The 16868-nt window shown below is 67.6% G+C and carries 20 protein-coding genes; 15 read left to right on the top strand and 5 right to left on the bottom strand.

What is annotated here, in order from left to right:
• Positions 1 to 983: 983 nt before the first annotated feature.
• From ABZ880_RS53785 to ABZ880_RS53735, 11 genes are all read left to right on the top strand, one after another.
• Positions 984 to 1331 carry a hypothetical protein gene (locus tag ABZ880_RS53785; RefSeq protein WP_361279186.1) on the top strand — a complete coding sequence of 116 codons (348 nt, stop codon included), beginning with the start codon at positions 984 to 986 and terminating at the stop codon, positions 1329 to 1331.
• A gap of 75 nt (positions 1332 to 1406) precedes the next feature.
• The gene (locus ABZ880_RS53780) at positions 1407 to 1898 is read left to right on the top strand and encodes a hypothetical protein (protein ID WP_361279184.1); all 492 of its coding nucleotides are present in this window, start codon (positions 1407 to 1409) and stop codon (positions 1896 to 1898) included.
• Between the two features lie 158 nt (positions 1899 to 2056).
• Positions 2057 to 3061, top strand: a complete 1005-nt coding sequence (locus tag ABZ880_RS53775; RefSeq protein WP_361279181.1) for a DUF932 domain-containing protein — start codon at positions 2057 to 2059, stop codon at positions 3059 to 3061.
• Between the two features lie 276 nt (positions 3062 to 3337).
• Positions 3338 to 4021 carry a hypothetical protein gene (locus ABZ880_RS53770; RefSeq protein ID WP_361279179.1) on the top strand — a complete coding sequence of 228 codons (684 nt, stop codon included), beginning with the start codon at positions 3338 to 3340 and terminating at the stop codon, positions 4019 to 4021.
• A complete protein-coding gene (locus ABZ880_RS53765) occupies positions 4014 to 4496 on the top strand; it encodes a hypothetical protein (protein WP_361279177.1) in 483 nt (160 codons plus the stop codon). Before ABZ880_RS53770 ends, ABZ880_RS53765 begins: the two co-directional genes overlap by 8 nt.
• Positions 4489 to 4695, top strand: a complete 207-nt coding sequence (locus tag ABZ880_RS53760) for a hypothetical protein (RefSeq protein WP_361279175.1) — start codon at positions 4489 to 4491, stop codon at positions 4693 to 4695. Before ABZ880_RS53765 ends, ABZ880_RS53760 begins: the two co-directional genes overlap by 8 nt.
• A gap of 120 nt (positions 4696 to 4815) precedes the next feature.
• Entirely contained in the window at positions 4816 to 5565 is a 750-nt protein-coding gene (locus tag ABZ880_RS53755; protein ID WP_361279172.1) for a hypothetical protein, read from the top strand.
• Positions 5562 to 6257 carry a hypothetical protein gene (locus ABZ880_RS53750; protein ID WP_361279170.1) on the top strand — a complete coding sequence of 232 codons (696 nt, stop codon included), beginning with the start codon at positions 5562 to 5564 and terminating at the stop codon, positions 6255 to 6257. The genes ABZ880_RS53755 and ABZ880_RS53750 overlap by 4 nt, the downstream gene beginning before the upstream one ends.
• A gap of 335 nt (positions 6258 to 6592) precedes the next feature.
• A complete protein-coding gene (locus ABZ880_RS53745; RefSeq protein WP_361279168.1) occupies positions 6593 to 6844 on the top strand; it encodes a hypothetical protein in 252 nt (83 codons plus the stop codon).
• The gene (locus ABZ880_RS53740; RefSeq protein ID WP_361279166.1) at positions 6819 to 7334 is read left to right on the top strand and encodes a DUF6879 family protein; all 516 of its coding nucleotides are present in this window, start codon (positions 6819 to 6821) and stop codon (positions 7332 to 7334) included. The genes ABZ880_RS53745 and ABZ880_RS53740 overlap by 26 nt, the downstream gene beginning before the upstream one ends.
• Before the next feature lie 6 nt (positions 7335 to 7340).
• Entirely contained in the window at positions 7341 to 8195 is an 855-nt protein-coding gene (locus ABZ880_RS53735; protein ID WP_361279164.1) for a DUF5753 domain-containing protein, read from the top strand.
• A gap of 105 nt (positions 8196 to 8300) precedes the next feature.
• On the opposite strand, the gene ABZ880_RS53730 is transcribed toward ABZ880_RS53735, so the two are convergent.
• On the bottom strand, positions 8301 to 8672 hold the full coding sequence (locus ABZ880_RS53730; RefSeq protein WP_361279162.1) for a hypothetical protein: 372 nt from the start codon (positions 8670 to 8672) through the stop codon (positions 8301 to 8303).
• A gap of 276 nt (positions 8673 to 8948) precedes the next feature.
• On the opposite strand from ABZ880_RS53730, the gene ABZ880_RS53725 reads away from it, so the two are divergent.
• A complete protein-coding gene (locus ABZ880_RS53725; protein ID WP_361279160.1) occupies positions 8949 to 9380 on the top strand; it encodes a single-stranded DNA-binding protein in 432 nt (143 codons plus the stop codon).
• On the opposite strand, the gene ABZ880_RS53720 is transcribed toward ABZ880_RS53725, so the two are convergent.
• Positions 9369 to 10106, bottom strand: a complete 738-nt coding sequence (locus ABZ880_RS53720) for a phosphotransferase (RefSeq protein WP_361279158.1) — start codon at positions 10104 to 10106, stop codon at positions 9369 to 9371. The genes ABZ880_RS53725 and ABZ880_RS53720 overlap by 12 nt on opposite strands.
• Positions 10107 to 10293: 187 nt before the next feature.
• Here ABZ880_RS53720 and ABZ880_RS53715 point away from each other — a divergent pair, with 187 nt between their 5' ends.
• From ABZ880_RS53715 to ABZ880_RS53705, 3 genes are all read left to right on the top strand, one after another.
• Positions 10294 to 10653, top strand: a complete 360-nt coding sequence (locus tag ABZ880_RS53715) for a hypothetical protein (RefSeq protein WP_361279155.1) — start codon at positions 10294 to 10296, stop codon at positions 10651 to 10653.
• A gap of 109 nt (positions 10654 to 10762) precedes the next feature.
• Positions 10763 to 11668, top strand: a complete 906-nt coding sequence (locus ABZ880_RS53710; protein ID WP_361279153.1) for a hypothetical protein — start codon at positions 10763 to 10765, stop codon at positions 11666 to 11668.
• 495 nt (positions 11669 to 12163) lie between these two features.
• A complete protein-coding gene (locus tag ABZ880_RS53705) occupies positions 12164 to 12766 on the top strand; it encodes a hypothetical protein (RefSeq protein ID WP_361279151.1) in 603 nt (200 codons plus the stop codon).
• Positions 12767 to 13724: 958 nt separating this feature from the next.
• Here the strand turns inward: ABZ880_RS53705 and ABZ880_RS53700 are convergent.
• The 3 genes from ABZ880_RS53700 to ABZ880_RS53690 form a co-directional block, all read right to left on the bottom strand.
• Positions 13725 to 14471: a hypothetical protein gene (locus ABZ880_RS53700; RefSeq protein WP_361279149.1), complete on the bottom strand. Its 747-nt coding sequence runs from the start codon at positions 14469 to 14471 to the stop codon at positions 13725 to 13727.
• A gap of 337 nt (positions 14472 to 14808) precedes the next feature.
• Positions 14809 to 16059, bottom strand: a complete 1251-nt coding sequence (locus ABZ880_RS53695; protein WP_361279147.1) for a PIN domain-containing protein — start codon at positions 16057 to 16059, stop codon at positions 14809 to 14811.
• Positions 16060 to 16422: 363 nt separating this feature from the next.
• Positions 16423 to 16707, bottom strand: a complete 285-nt coding sequence (locus ABZ880_RS53690; protein ID WP_361279145.1) for a hypothetical protein — start codon at positions 16705 to 16707, stop codon at positions 16423 to 16425.
• Positions 16708 to 16868 lie beyond the last annotated feature (161 nt).

Raw genomic sequence — 16868 nt, 5'->3', positions numbered from 1 at the left:
CGATCTGCGCGGTCTGCTCCGCAGACACGACGCGCCGCCGCTACGCGGCGGATCAACTCCCTTGCTCCGCAAGGGAGTTGAGATACCGTCACTCCGTGACGGTATCCGAATTGCTCCGCAATTCGAGACGGAATTCGCTCCGCGACTTCCTAAAGAAGCACCTGCAAACCGGGGGCCGGACGGACCACGCTGGCAAGGGAGTTGACGACCCTTCAGGAAAGGAATGACAGACTGTCGAGTTGTCCGCAGGTTTCCAGAAACCTGCGGCTGTGGCAACTCTCCGCCTTGAGCCCAACTCATCTGAACCTGTGCGTCATTCTTCTTGCTCGGATATTTTCTGGGATGACATCTAGGTACCGCTTCACAAAAATAGGTCGTTGAGCAGGTCAGGCCTGGCTACTTTCGTTCTCCTCCTGTAACTCAATTAGAAGATCTTTGGAACGGATCCGATGAAGCTCTCCCTCTGTGCCCGATTGCCTTTGAGTGAAAGCGAATTGACACCCCATCAGGGACGCCTGCTGTGCCCTGCATCCGCACGCCCGATGTGTTGTGTCCACCCCTGCACCCCTCGCAGAAGAAGCGCAGCCATGGTCAAAGCACAGCGCCCAGCGATGAACGATCGCTGCGTGATTCGGGCGCGCCAGCGCCTGAGCGCGGAGGCCCCGCCGACGCGCAACCTGAAACCCCGGCCCGATCCCCGAGGTCGCCGCGCCGCCCTTGCCCGCCCCCACCTTCTTTCTCATTCGGGCAGGGAGAGCGGCAGCTGAGGGGATGTCAGCTGCCCTGACCACGTGCAAGAGCGGCTCTGACCTGGGGTGTTGGGGAGGCCGGCTGCCGGTCGAGGTCAGGGGATGGTGCAGGAGATAGTGCAGGAGTTTGCGCGTGAGGTAGTGCAGCAGATCCAGAATAACTGTATTATGGAACATGTCAGAGGGTGGCTCCCTCCGACACCGCCGAATGTTCGTCAACAGAGAGGCATACGCGTGGAAATCGTCATCGCCAACGGCAAGGTGACGTCGGAGACCGGGGAAATCGACACCCCGCAGGCGAAAAAGGCGCGCCGGATCGCGAATTTCCTCCCGCGTCCCGAACTGCTTCGAGACGCTGTCATCGTGCACAACCAGGACGAGCACACCACGTCGATTCGCTTCGACACCACGGCCGGGCCGATCCGGATTCTTCTGCCGGTCGCTCAGGGGTTTGAGTTCCACGTCATTCACGACGGCGACACCGGGCCGCGCATTCTCGGAAGCATCCGGGGCGCATCCCTTTCGGTTCGTGCCGTCGCATTCCGCATCAGTGAATTCATGCGGACGCGCGGCCTGAAGTAGGCGACTCGCCGGGGGCCCGGCCCATCGGGCCCCCGGACAACCGCAGTTCCAACCGGAGGGACAGTCCCTGTGAGCATGACGAGCACTGAGCCCGCCCGCCGCGCCGTTCCGGCGACCGAGGGCGAGCGAGAGCAACTGGAGGCCGCTTTCCGGGCCGCGATGGAGCAGCTCCCCGCGAACACCGGATTCCCGCACAGCGTGCGCGATCTGGCCCGGCCCCTGTTCGAGGTGGGATGGATCACTGGCGTGCGGACCGGGCACACCGGGCCCGCGCTGGCCGACGTTCCCTTGCCGCCGCACACGTTCGGTACGGCCCTGTCCAACCTGTCAACCGCCATGGATGCGGAGATGGGCCCCGGCATGGGGCAGTTGGTCAGCTACCACGGGTCGCAGGAGCGCCTACACGGGCGGTACTGGGTGACCCGGATTGACCGTCAACTGGACTACCGGGGGCGGGAGTCGGTGCTCTACCGCCTGAGCGAGTACAGGAACGGCACGTTCGCCACCGTACTGACCGGAGTGCACGCGTGGAGCGTGACGGCACTGCCGCAGCACTGGCGCGTGTGAGCCAGCAACCGCAGGTAGGAGCATCGCCCCTGGGGTGGAGCGCGCCGGAGTTTTATTCGGTGGCCCCTACCCTCGAGATAGGTATTATGGAACCAGTTCGGAACGGGTGGCCCCCGGACCGGACCGCCGAAAGTTCGTCACCAGAAGGGAAAGCCCAAGTGGCTCACGAGATCGAGCAGTTCACCGACGGGACCGCCGCGTTCGTCTCCGCCAACGAGAGCGCGTGGCACAAGCTGGGCACCGTCACCGAGGGCGCGATGACCGCCGAGGAGGCGATGAGCCTCGCGTCTCTGTCCGGGTGGAACGTGCGTCTCCTGCCCCTGACCGCGACCGAGATCACGGCCGACGGCACCACGCCGGTCGAGGTCGCGCAGCACTTCGCCACCGCGCGGACGCACCCGAAGACCGGCCGCACGCAGACGCTCGGAGTGGTGGGCAGCGACTACCACCCCGTGCAGAACGAGGAGCACGCCGAGTTCCTCGACCTGCTGGCCGACGAGTCCGGCGCGCACTTCGAGACCGCCGGATCGCTCAAGGACGGCCGTCAGGTGTTCCTGACCATGAAGATGCCGCAGGGCCTCACGATCGGCCGTGACGACGACGTGGATCTGTACATCGCCGCCTTCAACAGCCACGACGGAGGCAGCGCGTTCCGCATCGTGGTGACGCCGGTCCGGGTGGTGTGCGCCAACACCATGCGTGCCGCCATCCACGGGGCCCGTTCCTCGTTCGTGGTGCGGCACACGGCCGGAGCCAAGGCCCGGATCGCGCAGGCCCGTTCCGCCCTCGGTCTGACCTTCAAGTACGCCGAGGAGTTCGAGCAGGCCGCGCAGCGCATGATCGAAGCCGAGATGACACTCGGTGAGCTGAAGTCGGTGGTGGACGAGCTGTGGCCGGTCAAGGACAGCGACCACGCCCGCGCCAAGACCAACCAGCGCCAGCGGTGGGGGGCGATCTCGAACCTGTTCGAGCACGCCGACACACAGGCCGGTATCCGGGGCACGCGGTGGGCCGGATACAACGCCCTGACCGAGTACGCGAACCACGTCGCACCGGCCCGGGGCAAGACCGACGCCGACAAGGCCGCAGCCCGCGCCGAGCGGGTGATCAGCGGAGCGGCGAGCGACCTGATGGAGAAGGCATTCGCCCTCACCACGGTCTGACCCCCTGACCGCCGGGTGGGCACCCCAACCCCCCACGGGTGCCCACCCGGCCCCTCACCGGCCAGCAGCGGCCGCACGGGCCCCGAGCGCGGAGCGCTCACCCCCGCATCAGGAGCGCGGAGCGCTCCCCCGCTGACCCCTGCCGCGTAGCGGCAGCGCGTCGCGTCTGCGGAGCAGACCGCGCGCAAACGACACCCCGCCGTACTGCGCCGCGCCCCGAGGCCGGCGGACGCGCACCAGCCACCCCGCCCACCGCCCCATGGAAGGCCTTTTTTCATGCGTACCTCGAAGTGGAAAATCCTCGGTGTCACCGACGACTTCACCGAGTGCGGCTGCTGCGGCCGCCGCGGACTCAAGCGCACCGTCGCGCTCATGCCGATGGACGCCGACGGCAACGAAGAGGGCACCGCCGAAGACGTCGCGTACTACGGCACGTCGTGCGCCGCGGCCGCGCTGGGCTGGACGCACGGCAAGGTGACGGACACCGCGCGCGTCGCCCAGGCCGAGCGGGACCAGCGCGACGTGTACGCCCGCCGCATGATCAGCCTCTACGCCCCGGTGGAGTTCGCGCCCGTCCGCGACAAGGCCCGCGTCTTCTACGGCCGCAACGGGAGCCTGCGGGACACGGGCGTGAAGGCGAGTGAGGAAGTGGCGAAGGTGCTCGCCGAGGCCCGCGCGACGCTGGCCGACACGACGACCGGCCCGGCCCGCCCGTCGACGATCGTGGACTTCCGCCGCTACGTCGTGATCTTCACCAGGGAGCGGGGCATCCACCGAGTGCTGCGCGTGCCGGACGACGAGGGCAAGCGTCAGGAGCAGGCCACTGCCGCCGCACGCCGCGCCGAGGAGATCGAGGGCAGCGTCCTGATCGTGGCTGCCTTGGACGGCGAGGCCGCGCGCGACGTCGCGTACACCCACGATCTCGCCCCCGAGTACTTCGAGCAGGCCGCCCATGTCTGAGCCCCGGGCCACCCGCAGGGCTGACGCTGTCACGGCGTCCGCCGTGGGCCGCGCCGTCCACGTGCTCGCCGCCCTGCTGCTGGTCCTGGACGAGGGCAGCCACCAGTTCAGCATCGTCGCCGAGCGCACGAACGGCACGACCGTCACCGCCGACCTGTCCCTGTCCGTCGGAGCTGCGCCGCTGCGCGTGACCCACTGTGCCGAGGAGTACCTACGGTTCCTCGCGCTGCTGACGTTCGCCCTGGAGTACAGCGCCGTGCGGCACGCCGTCCTGGTGGCCACGACCGCCGACGAGCCCTCCCCGCGCGCGTGCGGCTGGACCGTACGGGCCGGATGGCTGCACCCCATGGACACCCGCGAACTCCAGGAAGCGGTCATCCCCTGCCCGGGCAGCGCCGAGCCGCTGCGTCTGGTCTACCCCGCGCCCACCCTGCACCGCCCCGACGAGGCCACCGAGGAGCACGCCCATGAGTGACAAGCCCGCCGTCACGCCGGACGGCTACTGCACGAACAAGGAGCCGGTCCCCGGCACCATCCGCACCATCAACGCCAGCGCGACCGGCCCGAAGTTCTTCCACCTGCACGGCCGCCGCTACGCCGAGTGCCCGTGCGGCAAGGAGACCTCCCTCACCGAGCGGTGCAACCTCCGCCGCCACAAGCAGCCGCAGGAGTAGCCCGCCGCCGTCCGCCCCACCGCGAGAGGAACCGCCCATGTCCACCACCGACGCCCTCACGATCGAACGCCTACCGGCATCGTGCGCGCCACCGCCGGCCCCCGGCGCACGGACTGCGTCGTGTTCGAGCTGCACGGGGCGATGCGCGGCAGCGTGCACGTCACCGGAACCCAACACCCGCGCCACTGGGACCAGTTCAGCGCTGTGCGCGCCTGTCTCGGCCCGGTCGACGCCTTCGAGACGACCGCCCCCGACGACGCCCTTCCGCGGCTCGCCCACGGCCGCACCGGCTACCACGGCAGCCTGACCCGCTGTCCCCACGAGTACGGCGACCGCCCCGAGGAGTCCGTCTATCCGCTGTCGACCGCCGCGGGGAACGAGCCGTCGCCAAAGACGGCCGCGACGCTCACCGCCGTTCTGCGCGCGTGCGCCGACAGCGTCGCCCAGCGCGACGACCTGCCCCGGATCCTGGATGCGTCCAGGCAGCGCAAGACGCCCGGACTGCTGCGGTTCCTCAACTGGGCCATCTCGCGCGCCGACGCCGACGCCGTCCGCTGCGCGGCAGAGTCGCAGACCGCCCACCGAGAACTGAAGGCCGCCGTGGCCTTCTGGTGGACGATCGCGCGCCTGTTCACGGCCCACCCGCACCCCGTCCTGCTGCCGATGCTGGCCGACGACGAAGGTTCGCTGGCCCGCGACATCCACGTGCTGGAGTGGAAGACCCCCTACTACTGCGAGCGCGCCGCCGAAGAACGGGCCCTCGCGGACAAGTACCGGGCCGAGGTCGCGTCTCTGCGCGCCCAGCAGCGGCGCGGCCGCGCCCGCCGCAGGGGAGCCGAGGCGTACCCCAGGACCAAGGAGACGGTGTGATCGTGCGCTGGCTGATGACCTTGGGCGAGCGCAACCGCCCCGACGCTCCCACCTTCGCCGAGTGTCCCGGCCCCCACGAGGCCCGCGCCGTCGCTCTGGTCGACGACGTCGGGCAGTTGTTCCCCGTCCTGCTGAAGTGGCGGCGGCTGTTCGGCGACGACCTGACCGGTTGGGCCAGCCAGGTTGAGGCGGACGATATCGAGACCCTTCCCGCGGAGGTAATCGAGAGCTGGAGGCCCGATCAGCTGCGGGAGTCCGTCACGTCCAACTCCGGCTCTGCTGAGCCCGCACAGCCGATCGAGGGAGACCAGCCGCTCACCCTCCCAGGGACTGTTCCATTCGCGCCGCGTCGGTCCGCCGTTCGGTGGACTTGGTCACGGAATGCCTCCCGGCGTTTTGGGCTGGCGCAGGGCGCGAGCGACCAGGACCCTGGTCAAGATGCGGGTTGCGTCGAGGTCTGGACCGACGAGGTGGGCGTGTGCCCGGTGCGCCCAGATGTCCCAGCCCGGGCCGCTGTTGCCTGGTTCGTGGCCGATGAACACCGCGTCGTCCGGGTCGGCAATCGGCTCGTCGCAGTGCCGGCAGAAGTGCAGGGCCGTGGTCATGAGGCGGCCCTGCGATGGCAGGTGCACCCGCAGCGCCGGGCGAGCAGGATGCCGACCGCGTGCGGCAGCGGCACGTCCTGCGTCTGACGGCAGTCACGATGCAGGCCCCGGTAGCCGGGCCGCTGCGCGAGGGCGCATTCCGCCGACAGCAGCAGTTGGTCGGTCGGCGGATGGACTGTGGCTTGCATCGTGTCGACGCTCCCTCGCAGCGCTGGCCATGCCCGAGGCCGTTCGAGCGGCCGCCGGGTTTCGTCGTATCCCGACCGTAGGAACCAACGCACCTGCCCGACTATGAAGTTGCACCGAATTACACGGCAGTTGGAGACACAGGTCATGGCCGACATGCACTCTTGACCATGTGACGTACGGACACGACGGTGGCGTAAACAGCTGCAACCGACTAGCGCGGGAGGCCAGCCACCATGAACATTCACTTCGTCGGGATCGACCCCGAGACGGACGAGGACGGATGCCCCACAGTCTGGGTAGACACGCAAACGGCAGACCTGCTGATCCAGAGCTACCAGGCCGACGACGAGACGACCGCAGCGTGCGACGCACTGTCCCCGGCCCGGGCGCCGATCCCGCCCGGCGAGACGGTCATCAGGATCCCGGCCCGCATGATCCCGATCCTCAGGAAGGCGTGCGATGAGCTCGATCCCGGAGTTCGCTGAACTCCTCGCCGACACCGGCAAGTCGGCTGCCCACCTGGAGATGCGGGACACCTACTTCACCAACCCGCGCTTCGAGGCATGGAAGGGCGGCCAGCGCGTCGACTGGGACGACCGCGCCTCCTGGTGGCGCCCCTACCACCAGAGCATCGCGGACGCCGTCTCACGCGGTGTACAGGTGCGGCGCGTCAGGATCGTGTCCGAACCGGTCACCGACTACATCGCCTGGGAGCACTACCAGACGCGCGCGAACGCGGAGGCCGGCGAACAGGTGCGCTGGCTCCCCAGGAGCCGAGCCTGGGATCTACTCGTCCCCGGCAGCGATCTGTGGATCTTCGACGGGCGGCTGATGCGCATCCACCACTTCTCCGGCGACGGCGAGTGGGTCAGCAACGAACTCTGCGACGAGCCCGCCACGGTCGACCAGCACGCGGCCGCGTATGAACGGATCTGGGAGCGGGCCATTCCGCACGACCAGTACGAGGTCAAGTAACCGGCCATGCCCACATTCCCCACCTCCAGCGTGCAGGAAGCGCGCGCAGCTCTCGCGGCCCGCCTGCGGGAGCTGCGCCTGGACGCGGGCATCAACGGCAAGGAACTCGCGCGCCGGTGTGGCTGGTCCGTCGCCAAGTCGTCGAGGATCGAGAACGCGGTCACCGCCCCGGCGGACGCCGACATCCGCGCCTGGTGCACGGCCTGCGGCGCCGTCGACCAGGCGGCCGACCTCATCGCGGCCAACCGGCAGGCCGACTCCATGTACCTCCAGTGGAAGCGGCTGCAACGCACGGGCATGAAGCAGCTGGCGGAGGCCTCGGCCAAGCTGTACGAGCGCACCCGCCTGTTCCGCGTGTACGCCTCCCACGTCATGCCCGGCTACCTGCAGACCCCCGGCTACGCGACGGCCCTCATGCGCACGATCGCGGGCTTCCGCGGCACCCCGGACGACGTAGCCGACGCGGTCGAGGTCCGCATGCGCCGTGCCCGGGTCATCCACGAAGGCGACCACCGCTTCGCGACCCTCATCGAAGAGAACGTCCTCAACCACCGGGTCGGTGACCAGGACGTGATGGCCGGTCAACTCGGCAACCTGCTCGCCGCGATGTCCCTGCCGTCCATATCACTCGGCATCATCCCGGCCACGGCCCCGCGCGAGGGCGGCATGTGGCCGCTCGAGCAGTTCACAGTGTTCGACGACACACGCATCCACGTGGAACTGCTCGCCGCGAAGGTGAGCGTCACGGCTCCCAGCGAACTCGACATCTACCTGCGGGCGTTCGCCCGGCTGACGGAGCTGGCCGTGCACGGGACCGAGGCTCGGGCCCTGATCGTGAAGGCCATCGACACACTGCACTGACCTCGAACTGCGGTAGAGGTGTCCGCCGCGCAGGTCACCGGCCACGACGCCCCTACCCACCGCGCGGGCCACTACCCGTCGGCGGGGCACAGTCGCAGCAGCGGATCAGCAGTCACTCCACGAGTACTCGTCGGTGGCGTCTGCGACGCACTCCTTGAGATCATTGAGTGTGTCTTCCTGCACACCTTGGTCGATCGTGTCGAGGATGGTCTGTGCAGACGCCCGGTCGGCGGTGCTAAAGCAACCAGGATTCTGCAGGATCGTGTTGGCGAGTATCCGGCCGTTGGTCCGCTTCGCCGCAACTTCCTGGTCTGGGGTAATGGCGTCGACGTAGTGCCGGTACAGCTTCCGAGGCTCGGCGCAGTTGGACGCGGTGGAGTCGGACTCCGGGGCCGTGAGGCGACCAGCGGCGAAGCCACCGCCAGCAAGGCCTACGACGACGGCGATCACGCCAAGGATGCGGGCAACGGAAGGCATGCGCGACAGCATGCCCTGCCGGGCTTCGCCGCACGTGCCAATGCCCGAAAGCGAGCCCATGCGCGCGTGCCAGCCCCACCGGGAACTCCCCAGCTCGACCTAGGTGTTGAGGTGGAGCGCGAGTTGCGGGAGCCGTAGGCCGGAGTAGGCCTCAGCGGGGCGGGTGTCTCCACCGTGGAGGAAAAAAGGTGTGACACTGTCCCATTTATAGGTATTATGGAACTCGATTGACTCCCGGGCGCCACCAGACCGTTCGTCGCATCGAGGAGCACCTCCATGAGCGGAGAGACCACCGCTGTCATCCGCGGCCGCGTGTACGGGACCGTGCAGCTGCGCCACACCGAACGCGGCACACCCGCCGCCCGGTTCACCGTGATGCAGGTCCCGCGCGAGTACGACCGCACTGAAGGGCAGTGGCGCGACGGCGAGCCCATCCCGGTCATCTGCACCGTCACCGGGCCGCTCGCCCGGCACGCCGCCGAGTGCCTCACCGACGCCGTGCACGTGATCGCCACCGGGAACCTGGCCCTGCGCGCCGGCCTGCTCCACCTCGACTCCGCCCAGGTCGGCGTGGACCTCGCCCACCATGTCGCCTACATCGACGACACCCTGCCCACCGTCCTCGCCGGACGCGCTCCCGCCTCGGCACGGCGTGCGACCGCCTCCCCCACAACCCCGAGTGACCGTCACACGCGCTCAATGCAGTGAGCGTTCCAAAGCAGCCCGATGATCGGAAACCCACCGATACGCCCCCTGAACCTCCCTCACCACCCCAGCATTACGAAGCCGGACCATGGCGACGTCACCGGCACGCGCCGCGGTCTCGATGCCCCGCCAGCACCGGTCCTGCCACCACAAGACCACGGACACAAGACGCCGCCGGTCCGACAACTCGTAGCTGTCAGCGATCAGCCTCATGCGCCGGGCTGCCTCCCCGATGTCGGCCACCGAAGGGCCCAGCCCAAGGTACTGCCAGCAGACATGAGCGATGTCATGGATCCGCGCGCCCGGCGCCGCAAGGTCCCAATCGATGAACGCCGCCGGCCGAAGCTCGCCAGAGACCAGCCGATAGACCGTGTTCTTGGGTGACAGATCGTTGTGGCACACGACCTCGTGGTCTGCGGCCAGAGAGGTTCCGGCCGTCAGATCGTGGAACTCGCGCACGAGCCGGGCAACCGCCACCAGGCTCTCGTCCGACGACACAGCAGCAGGCTGTCGCGACTCCCACGCCACATGGCCATCGAGGTAACTGAATACTTCGCGGCCCTTCTCGTCCACACCGAGATACCGCGGAGCCCCGCTCCACCCACCGGCTTCGAGCAACCTCAGCAGATCACCCACGAAGTTCGTGCGAGCAGAGGCTGGACGACGCACCGTGTCCCCGACACGGACGACGGCATTGACGAAACCACCGGGCAACGACGACTCAGGCATCCGTACACCCTGCCCGATCACTACCTCGAATTCTCAATAGCTTGTCGCTTCCCGATCTCCATGGGAACGCTGCCCGCCCACCTGGAACGGATGCGGTCCCAGCCGGACATCGCCGGTGAGGCGCTGCGCCTGGAGTACACGGCGATGAGCCTCAACCCAAGACGGCGCCCCTACAGTGGATTGGGAGATGACCATGGAGATGAACCCCACCGCCCTGCTGTTCGAGCTCGCCGCCCAGACCCAAAGTGCGAGCGACCCGGACAGGCTGCGCGACTTGCTGTCTGCGGGCCACCGGGCCTGGTGCGAGGGCGTCACCGACGTCCGGACCGGCGTGGACGGGGAGACCTCGAGCCTGTCCGACGCCGAACTCGCCGAGCGGTGCGCCGCTGCAGGCGCGCCGTGGGAGGAGGGGATGACGCGCGGCGAGGCGGTCTCCGCTCTCGCGTTCGCAACCTGGGACGCGGCGCCGGCCGCCATGGCCTACACGGAGCTGGCGGAGCGTGCAGCGCGCTTCGGGGTGTGCCTGCTGGACGAGGAAGTGCTGTAGGCCAATCTGGCGTCAGGCTGGACAACAAACCACCCCCTTTAGCATTATCGAACATGTCGCGCTCATCCGAGTGTCGGCACCGCCGTACTGGCTCTTCCGAGGGGACCTGATGTCTTCCGCCGACCGGCTCGTGGACACCGCGCAGATCGTGTCCGAGTTCGGCACGAGCAAGCCCCGGGTCAGCGAGTGGAGCAACACCCCGGACAGCGGCTTCCCCGCGGTCGCGCGCACCGAGGGCCGCAAGCGGTTCTGGCGCCACGACGAGATCGCCGCGTTCTTCGCGCAGCGTGCCCCGAAGAAGCGTTCGCTGCCGGCCGCGGTTCTCGATGCCGACCAGGACGAGCTGCTGACCAAGCGGGAAGTGGCCCAACTTCTGGGCTACACCCGCACCTCGACCATCGACGCCTACTTCCGCGACCGGCCCGGCTACTTCCCCGAGCCCGACGAGGACGCCGACGGCCCGATGTGGCGCCGCGGCACGATCGTCACCTGGGCGACCAACCGCCCCGGCAAGGGCCGGCGCAGCTCCGCTCCGGCGGCAGCGCGACCCGAGGTGTCGGCGGACGGAGATCCCGACGAACTCCTCGGCACGACCGAGATCGCCGGCCTCCTCGGCTACAGCAGCACGGCCTCCTTCTCCAGCGCCCTCTACCAGGGGCGCATCCCCGAACTGCCCGAGCCGGACGCCCTGGAGAAGGAGGAAGGCAGCCGCGGACCGGCGCGCAAGAAGTGGCGCCGGGCCACCGTCGTCGCCGTCGCCCGCAAGCGCGGTGTGCTGCCGCCGGCCGACCAGGACGCCAACGAGGACCTGGTCGGCGCCGCCGAAGCAGCCCAGATCCTCGGATACAGCAACGCCGACAGCTTCATCAGCGCACTCGGACACGGACTCCTGCCCGACCTCGCACAGCCCGACGGATACGAGTACCGCCGCGGCAGCGGCGGCCGCCCCCGCCAGCAGCGCTGGAAACGCTCCCGCCTCGAGGACCTGGCCGCCCGCCGCTCCTCGACCTCCTGACTGCAGCGCGACGAACCGCATCGCAGGCGGGATACCGTAAGACCGCGGCCTCTGGTTGAAGGGAACGACGAACTCCCGGCGGACCAGACACCGCACGATGGCCGGCACGGAGAGGCCAGCCACCCCTCCCCCGCGCAGCCACACGGCTGCGCGGAACCGGCCATCGTCGCAATCCGACAACTCGTCTTCGAAGCCAGCATCCGGCCGGGGCTATGAGGCCGAGAGTGATTCCGGCTCCGTCCTCTCGGGCCGGAGCAGATCGCCACGGAAGTACGGGCCTGGGTCACCGTCCTGCGAGGGCAGGGCCGGCGCGAGCACGAGCCCCGCAGCTACTACAACATCCGCAGCCACTTCACGGCCTTCAAGACGACGCTGGAGAGCTGGATCGCCGACGGCGTCACCAGTCTGCGGGAGATCACCAACGAAGACATCAAGAAGGCGGTCGGCGCCCGCCAGGGCAACCCGGCCCGCTCTCTCCACGTCGCGCTCCGCAGCTTGTTCCGGGCGCTGAAGCAGGAACAGCTGATCTTCCGGAACCCCACCCGGGGCGTGGTCGTCGGCGCCGTCCAGACCCTTCCGCCAGCCCTCCCCTCCGACGTCCTCGCCGGGCTGCTCGACCGTTCGAACAGCACCGCCGGACGACTCGCGTTGGCCCTGGTCGCCGTCCATGCCCTGCCCGGTCACGAAGTCCGGCAGCTGCTGACGGCCGACCTCGACCTCTCCAAGGGGCACCTCGTCGTCCGGCGCGTCCTGCGACGCCACACCATCCACCTCGAAGAGTTCACCCAGGGCATCGCCATGGAGTGGCTCGCCGAGCGGCACCGCCGCTGGCCCGGCTCCACCAATCCCTACCTGCTGGTCAGCCAGCAGAGTGCGATGCACGCCGGGCATCCGCCGGTCACCGCCACGATGCTCAAGCGGACCTTTCGCGAGCTGGACGCTTCGCTGTCACAGCTCCGGCAGGACCGCATCCTCCACGAAGCCCGCAAATCTGCGGACCCTCTCCGCCTCATGCGGCTGTTCGGCATCAGCGACACCACCGCCATGCGCTACATCTCCGCCGCTCACCCCGAAAGCACCACCAAGTTGCCACGCTGACCGAGCCTCAGAAAATGCCTGCACATTGGACGGAGGCGGACGAGTAGCCTCAAGCCATGTCCAAAACGTGCGTGTTCTGCGGAGCACCTGCCCCAGGGAAGGGTGAACACGTCCTGCCGACATGGCTCCTTCGGCGCTCGGACGGCCAAGGCCCCTTCACTATCGAGATCAACCGTCAGCCAGTACCCAAGCACAATGGGCAAACCGAGCGGCAACAGTTGGCGCGAGTCCTCTTGCCGGTTTGCGGTGGTGGCAGCCCTTCAGATTGCAATGGATGGCTCAACGATACTTTCGAGCGGCCGGCGAAACGGCACGTCAACAACATTCTCGACAGTCTTCAGGTCGTCACCGGCCAGGATGTCGACGCCGTGGCTCGTTGGGGCAGTTAAGACACTACTTCTTTCCAATCATCCAGAAGCAGTGAACTCGGAACTCCGCAAGCGCTCCAAGCAGTCCTGGGAGTTCCCCCAAGGCATGCTGTCCACCATGCGGAGTACCGGAAAACTCCCCGATGACTTGTCGCTCTGGGCGGCTGTCGTGAGTCCCGATGCACCCCCGGTTACCCTTCCGCCGTTTGAGACGACCTTGCTCCCGCGAGTGACGTCGGACAACGGGGCCGGTGGCGCCGGCTCCAGCACGATGCTTGGATTTGCCACCTCCGATCCCGTCGGGTCCACGGTTGCCTTCCAGCTCGCCTTCCACCCGCTCACAGACATCGAGCACCCCCTTGAGGAGGCTGGACTGATTACGAGGCTCTGGCCGAACCCGCCTGCACGACTCGACCTTGGGGCGCTTCCTGCCCTTGATCAATCTGCCGGGGATCGATGGGGCTGGGTGTTCGGTTCCGGAGGAACGAGTATCCACCTTCCGGCGGGTGAGCGCTGGTCGCGATTCACGATGCAGAAGTATTTCTCGGTGCAGTAGTCCCACTTCGCACCGGCCGCCTGCCCAAGGAGGCTCACGGGGTGGCGGGCTTGGCTGACTTCACCTGCTTTGCGGCGTGAGAAACCAACGACTTGACCTGCTGAAGCACTTCATCGCATTGATCTTTGACTGCCGACATCGTGCGATCACGCCGAGTCGACTTCCCCCTCCCGGTCGGGTCCACGAGATCCAGTTCGTGCACGATCTCGTTACGGGCGGCGAAGAACGGACCCAGCTTCTGGAGTGTGCTGTCTCCTATGTCTGACGCCGGGATTCCCAGGGCATCTCGTACCTTCTGAAGGTCCTTGTGTCCTTGGAGACTTGAGCCGGTCAGAGACTCGACATACATGTCGATCAACCGAGTCCTGGGGTCAGGGTCGATCACTGCGGCCCTGAACCCTTTACTGGCCTTCTCGGTATTCAGCTGTTCGTTGACGAAGAGCTTGAACTTTCCTTCTGCGGCGCTGTTTCCGTTGACGAGAGTGGGCAGTGCGTCCCTCAGCAACCTCCGGAGGCAGGCGTCCAACCCCGCTGAAGTGAACACGATTGCGGCCCTGAGCTGATCAGTCTGATCATGGGACAGCCTGCCCCGCGCGTCACTCTCCTCTGCGGATTTGAGGCGCAGCACGTGGAGGGTGTCAAAGAGACCAGCGACGCTGTCGTGAGCACCGACGAGGTACTTCCAGGACCCCTTGACTTCGGCTGGGCAACCACGGGGCTGAGGGCCCAGCGAGGTCAGTTCGAGCTTCAAGATCTTGCTCGTGGATGCGGCTGGCGTCATTCGAGTTCTTGATCCTCTTTCAAGCAGGCGGCGACAGAGCCCCTTGGGCCGATGCCGATCGTGCCAGAACCTCGTTGGTTTGCTCGTATCTACCGTGAGTGCACCTGAACCCGCGCGTCTCTTGGCCCCTGACGGTGTTCCTCATGGCCAGTTAGTGGCGGGCTCAGCTCTCCTCGTCGACAACAGCGGCCGGGACGAGCGACACGTCGACGACCCCGCACTCCGGGCCGGGGCCAGGCCGACGGACGGGTCAGCCGTGGGGCGCAGAGGTACGGGCTCAGCATCGGAGGCGGTGGCGCGGGGGCGCCGGCTGGGGCCGGAGCTGACCGGTTCGCGCCTACTCCTCCTCTTCCTTGTCTGCCAGCACGGCCTTGATCCGCCGCTCCAGGGCGCTCTGTCGAGCCTGCTTCACCAGCGCCCCTTCGTAGGCCCGAGGGAGTCCGCGCGGCACAAGCTTCTTGATCGCTGGGACGAGCATCTGGATGACGTCGGCCAGCGGGGCGAGCGAGATGACTCCTTGGTTGAGCCCGAGGGACATGAACTCCTCGGAGGGAAGCGGGAGGGGCAGGTCGTAGCGGAGGATCGTCAAGCGAGGATTGGCGGCGTCCGGGGTGAACAGGACGGATGTGGTCCAGGACGAACCTGCGGAACCGGCACTGAAATCGCCGTCGCCGAAGTAGGCGATGCCGGAGATACACCACCGAACGACGGCCGTGTACCACTCGTGCTCGCCGATCCGGTACGCCCGGAGCTTGTCCACGGAGCGGAGCGATGCCCTGACCGAGACCCAGCCCGCGGCGGACATAACGGCCGTTTCCTGCCCGACCTCGCGGCCAAGAGTCGTGCACGGGAAGGTCTCGCTCAAGGCGCCCAGGTGCTTCTCTGCCGCCGCCCCCATGCTCATGAGCACCGTTCGCGAGCCGAGGATCTCGGCCGCGAGAGCCTCGTCCGTCTCCGTGCGCTTCGTGAATCGTTCGATCACCTCGTCGAGCTTCGTGAAGTGAATGAACCGGTCGCCGAGGTCGGCGACATCCTGGTCCATCGGTGAGGGGTACCCGCTGCCCTTCCCGAAGTCCGTGGTGTTGCTGCTGACGAAACAGACAGTCTCTTCGCGGTGCTCGCGGGCGTACTCGATCGCCGAGAGCCAGATGACGGCGTCCCTCGTCCCGGTTTTGTTCCTGCCCTGCTTCTTGCAGGGTGGGAGAGCGTTCGCCTCGCGGAAAAAGGCCGCTTGCATGGCCGTTGGGCTCGGCGGAAGGGTCTCTACGAGAGTCCCGTACGCCGCAGTCCAGTGCTTCCGGACACGTTCAACATCGGGCTCCTCGACCTGAAAGCTCGGTTTCCACGGCGTGTGGCGCGCGTAGTTGGCCAGCGCCGCGGCTGCCGCGTCGTGGCCTTCCTGGTGGCTGAGGACCCGTTGCGCGAGGAGTTCCTGCGCCACCATCCAAGGAATGGCGACGCGTTCGCCGACGGCGCGCAGCGCCCGCAGAAGGTCGGCGCTGCTGTCGTCCAGGCTGAGACCCCGGACGATGCACGCATCGAGAATGATCACGCTCTGAACCTCTGTCTGATCTGAGATCTGGATCACAGGGTCTCAGGTATTGCCCCCTCGACGCACCGGACTTATGCGCGGTCGCGTGTCGGCGTCAGCTCTCCTCGTCGACGAGGGCGGCCGGGACGAACGAGACGTCGACGACCTCGAACCCCAGGCCGAGGCCATAGATCAGGTTCTCTATGCGGCTGGTAAGGCGCCCTCGAACTCGTCGCCGACGGCGGCTCGATGCTGCTGCGCACCGACGACGTCGACCTCCTCGTGAAGGTCGCCGCAGCCGACCCGGCAGCGTCGCCCGCAGCACCACGACCGGTCAGCCCTACGACCCGGTCAAGGCCGACTAGAAAGCCCGAAGGCTCCGAGACACGAGGTGTCCCGGAGCCCCTGGCTGTCCTGGCGCTACTTCAGCGACGGGGAGGCGCCGTCCTCCTCGCCCATGACGACCGCCTCGGGGGAGGGGCGATGCAGGACGTAGGCGATGACGGCGATCGTCGCGGCTGCGATGCTACCGATGGCCGTTCCCTGCTCGGGCTCGATCATGTGGGTGAGGACACCGGCGACGAGGAGCGCACCGATCGCGGCCGTAACGGAAGCGATCAGAATCCGCCGCATTCCGCACTTGGACAGTCCCCCAGTGAGCGGGGTCACTGTGCGCGTACGGGTCCAGCGACTACGTTGGAACATGGGTATCGGCCCTTTCGAGGCTCGACGCACTACCCGGCGGCCCCCTGCTCGAACAGGGGGCCGCAGTGAGCTGTTTCAGAGTGGCCACTGATGGGGTGACGGCGTCGAGGTCGCAACGCACGAGACCCCCGCGCCGTTGAGGGAGGTGTTCGAAGTCTCAA

Origin of the sequence: Streptomyces sp. NPDC047043 (genome assembly GCF_040644055.1) — a bacterium.
In the GTDB taxonomy this organism is placed as follows: Bacteria; Actinomycetota; Actinomycetes; order Streptomycetales; family Streptomycetaceae; genus Streptomyces.
Note: the sequence above shows the minus strand (reverse complement) of the source record. Positions and strands in the feature narration are given on the sequence as shown.

Coding starts and splice junctions, on each gene's coding strand:
- ABZ880_RS53780 (WP_361279184.1), top strand. CDS start 1,407: ATGACGAGCACTGAGCCCGCCCGCCGCGCCGTTCCGGCGACCGAGGGC.
- ABZ880_RS53770 (WP_361279179.1), top strand. CDS start 3,338: ATGCGTACCTCGAAGTGGAAAATCCTCGGTGTCACCGACGACTTCACC.
- ABZ880_RS53765 (WP_361279177.1), top strand. CDS start 4,014: ATGTCTGAGCCCCGGGCCACCCGCAGGGCTGACGCTGTCACGGCGTCC.
- ABZ880_RS53760 (WP_361279175.1), top strand. CDS start 4,489: ATGAGTGACAAGCCCGCCGTCACGCCGGACGGCTACTGCACGAACAAG.
- ABZ880_RS53745 (WP_361279168.1), top strand. CDS start 6,593: ATGAACATTCACTTCGTCGGGATCGACCCCGAGACGGACGAGGACGGA.
- ABZ880_RS53740 (WP_361279166.1), top strand. CDS start 6,819: ATGAGCTCGATCCCGGAGTTCGCTGAACTCCTCGCCGACACCGGCAAG.
- ABZ880_RS53735 (WP_361279164.1), top strand. CDS start 7,341: ATGCCCACATTCCCCACCTCCAGCGTGCAGGAAGCGCGCGCAGCTCTC.
- ABZ880_RS53730 (WP_361279162.1), bottom strand. CDS start 8,672: ATGCCTTCCGTTGCCCGCATCCTTGGCGTGATCGCCGTCGTCGTAGGC.
- ABZ880_RS53725 (WP_361279160.1), top strand. CDS start 8,949: ATGAGCGGAGAGACCACCGCTGTCATCCGCGGCCGCGTGTACGGGACC.
- ABZ880_RS53720 (WP_361279158.1), bottom strand. CDS start 10,106: ATGCCTGAGTCGTCGTTGCCCGGTGGTTTCGTCAATGCCGTCGTCCGT.
- ABZ880_RS53715 (WP_361279155.1), top strand. CDS start 10,294: ATGACCATGGAGATGAACCCCACCGCCCTGCTGTTCGAGCTCGCCGCC.
- ABZ880_RS53710 (WP_361279153.1), top strand. CDS start 10,763: ATGTCTTCCGCCGACCGGCTCGTGGACACCGCGCAGATCGTGTCCGAG.
- ABZ880_RS53700 (WP_361279149.1), bottom strand. CDS start 14,471: ATGACGCCAGCCGCATCCACGAGCAAGATCTTGAAGCTCGAACTGACC.
- ABZ880_RS53690 (WP_361279145.1), bottom strand. CDS start 16,707: ATGTTCCAACGTAGTCGCTGGACCCGTACGCGCACAGTGACCCCGCTC.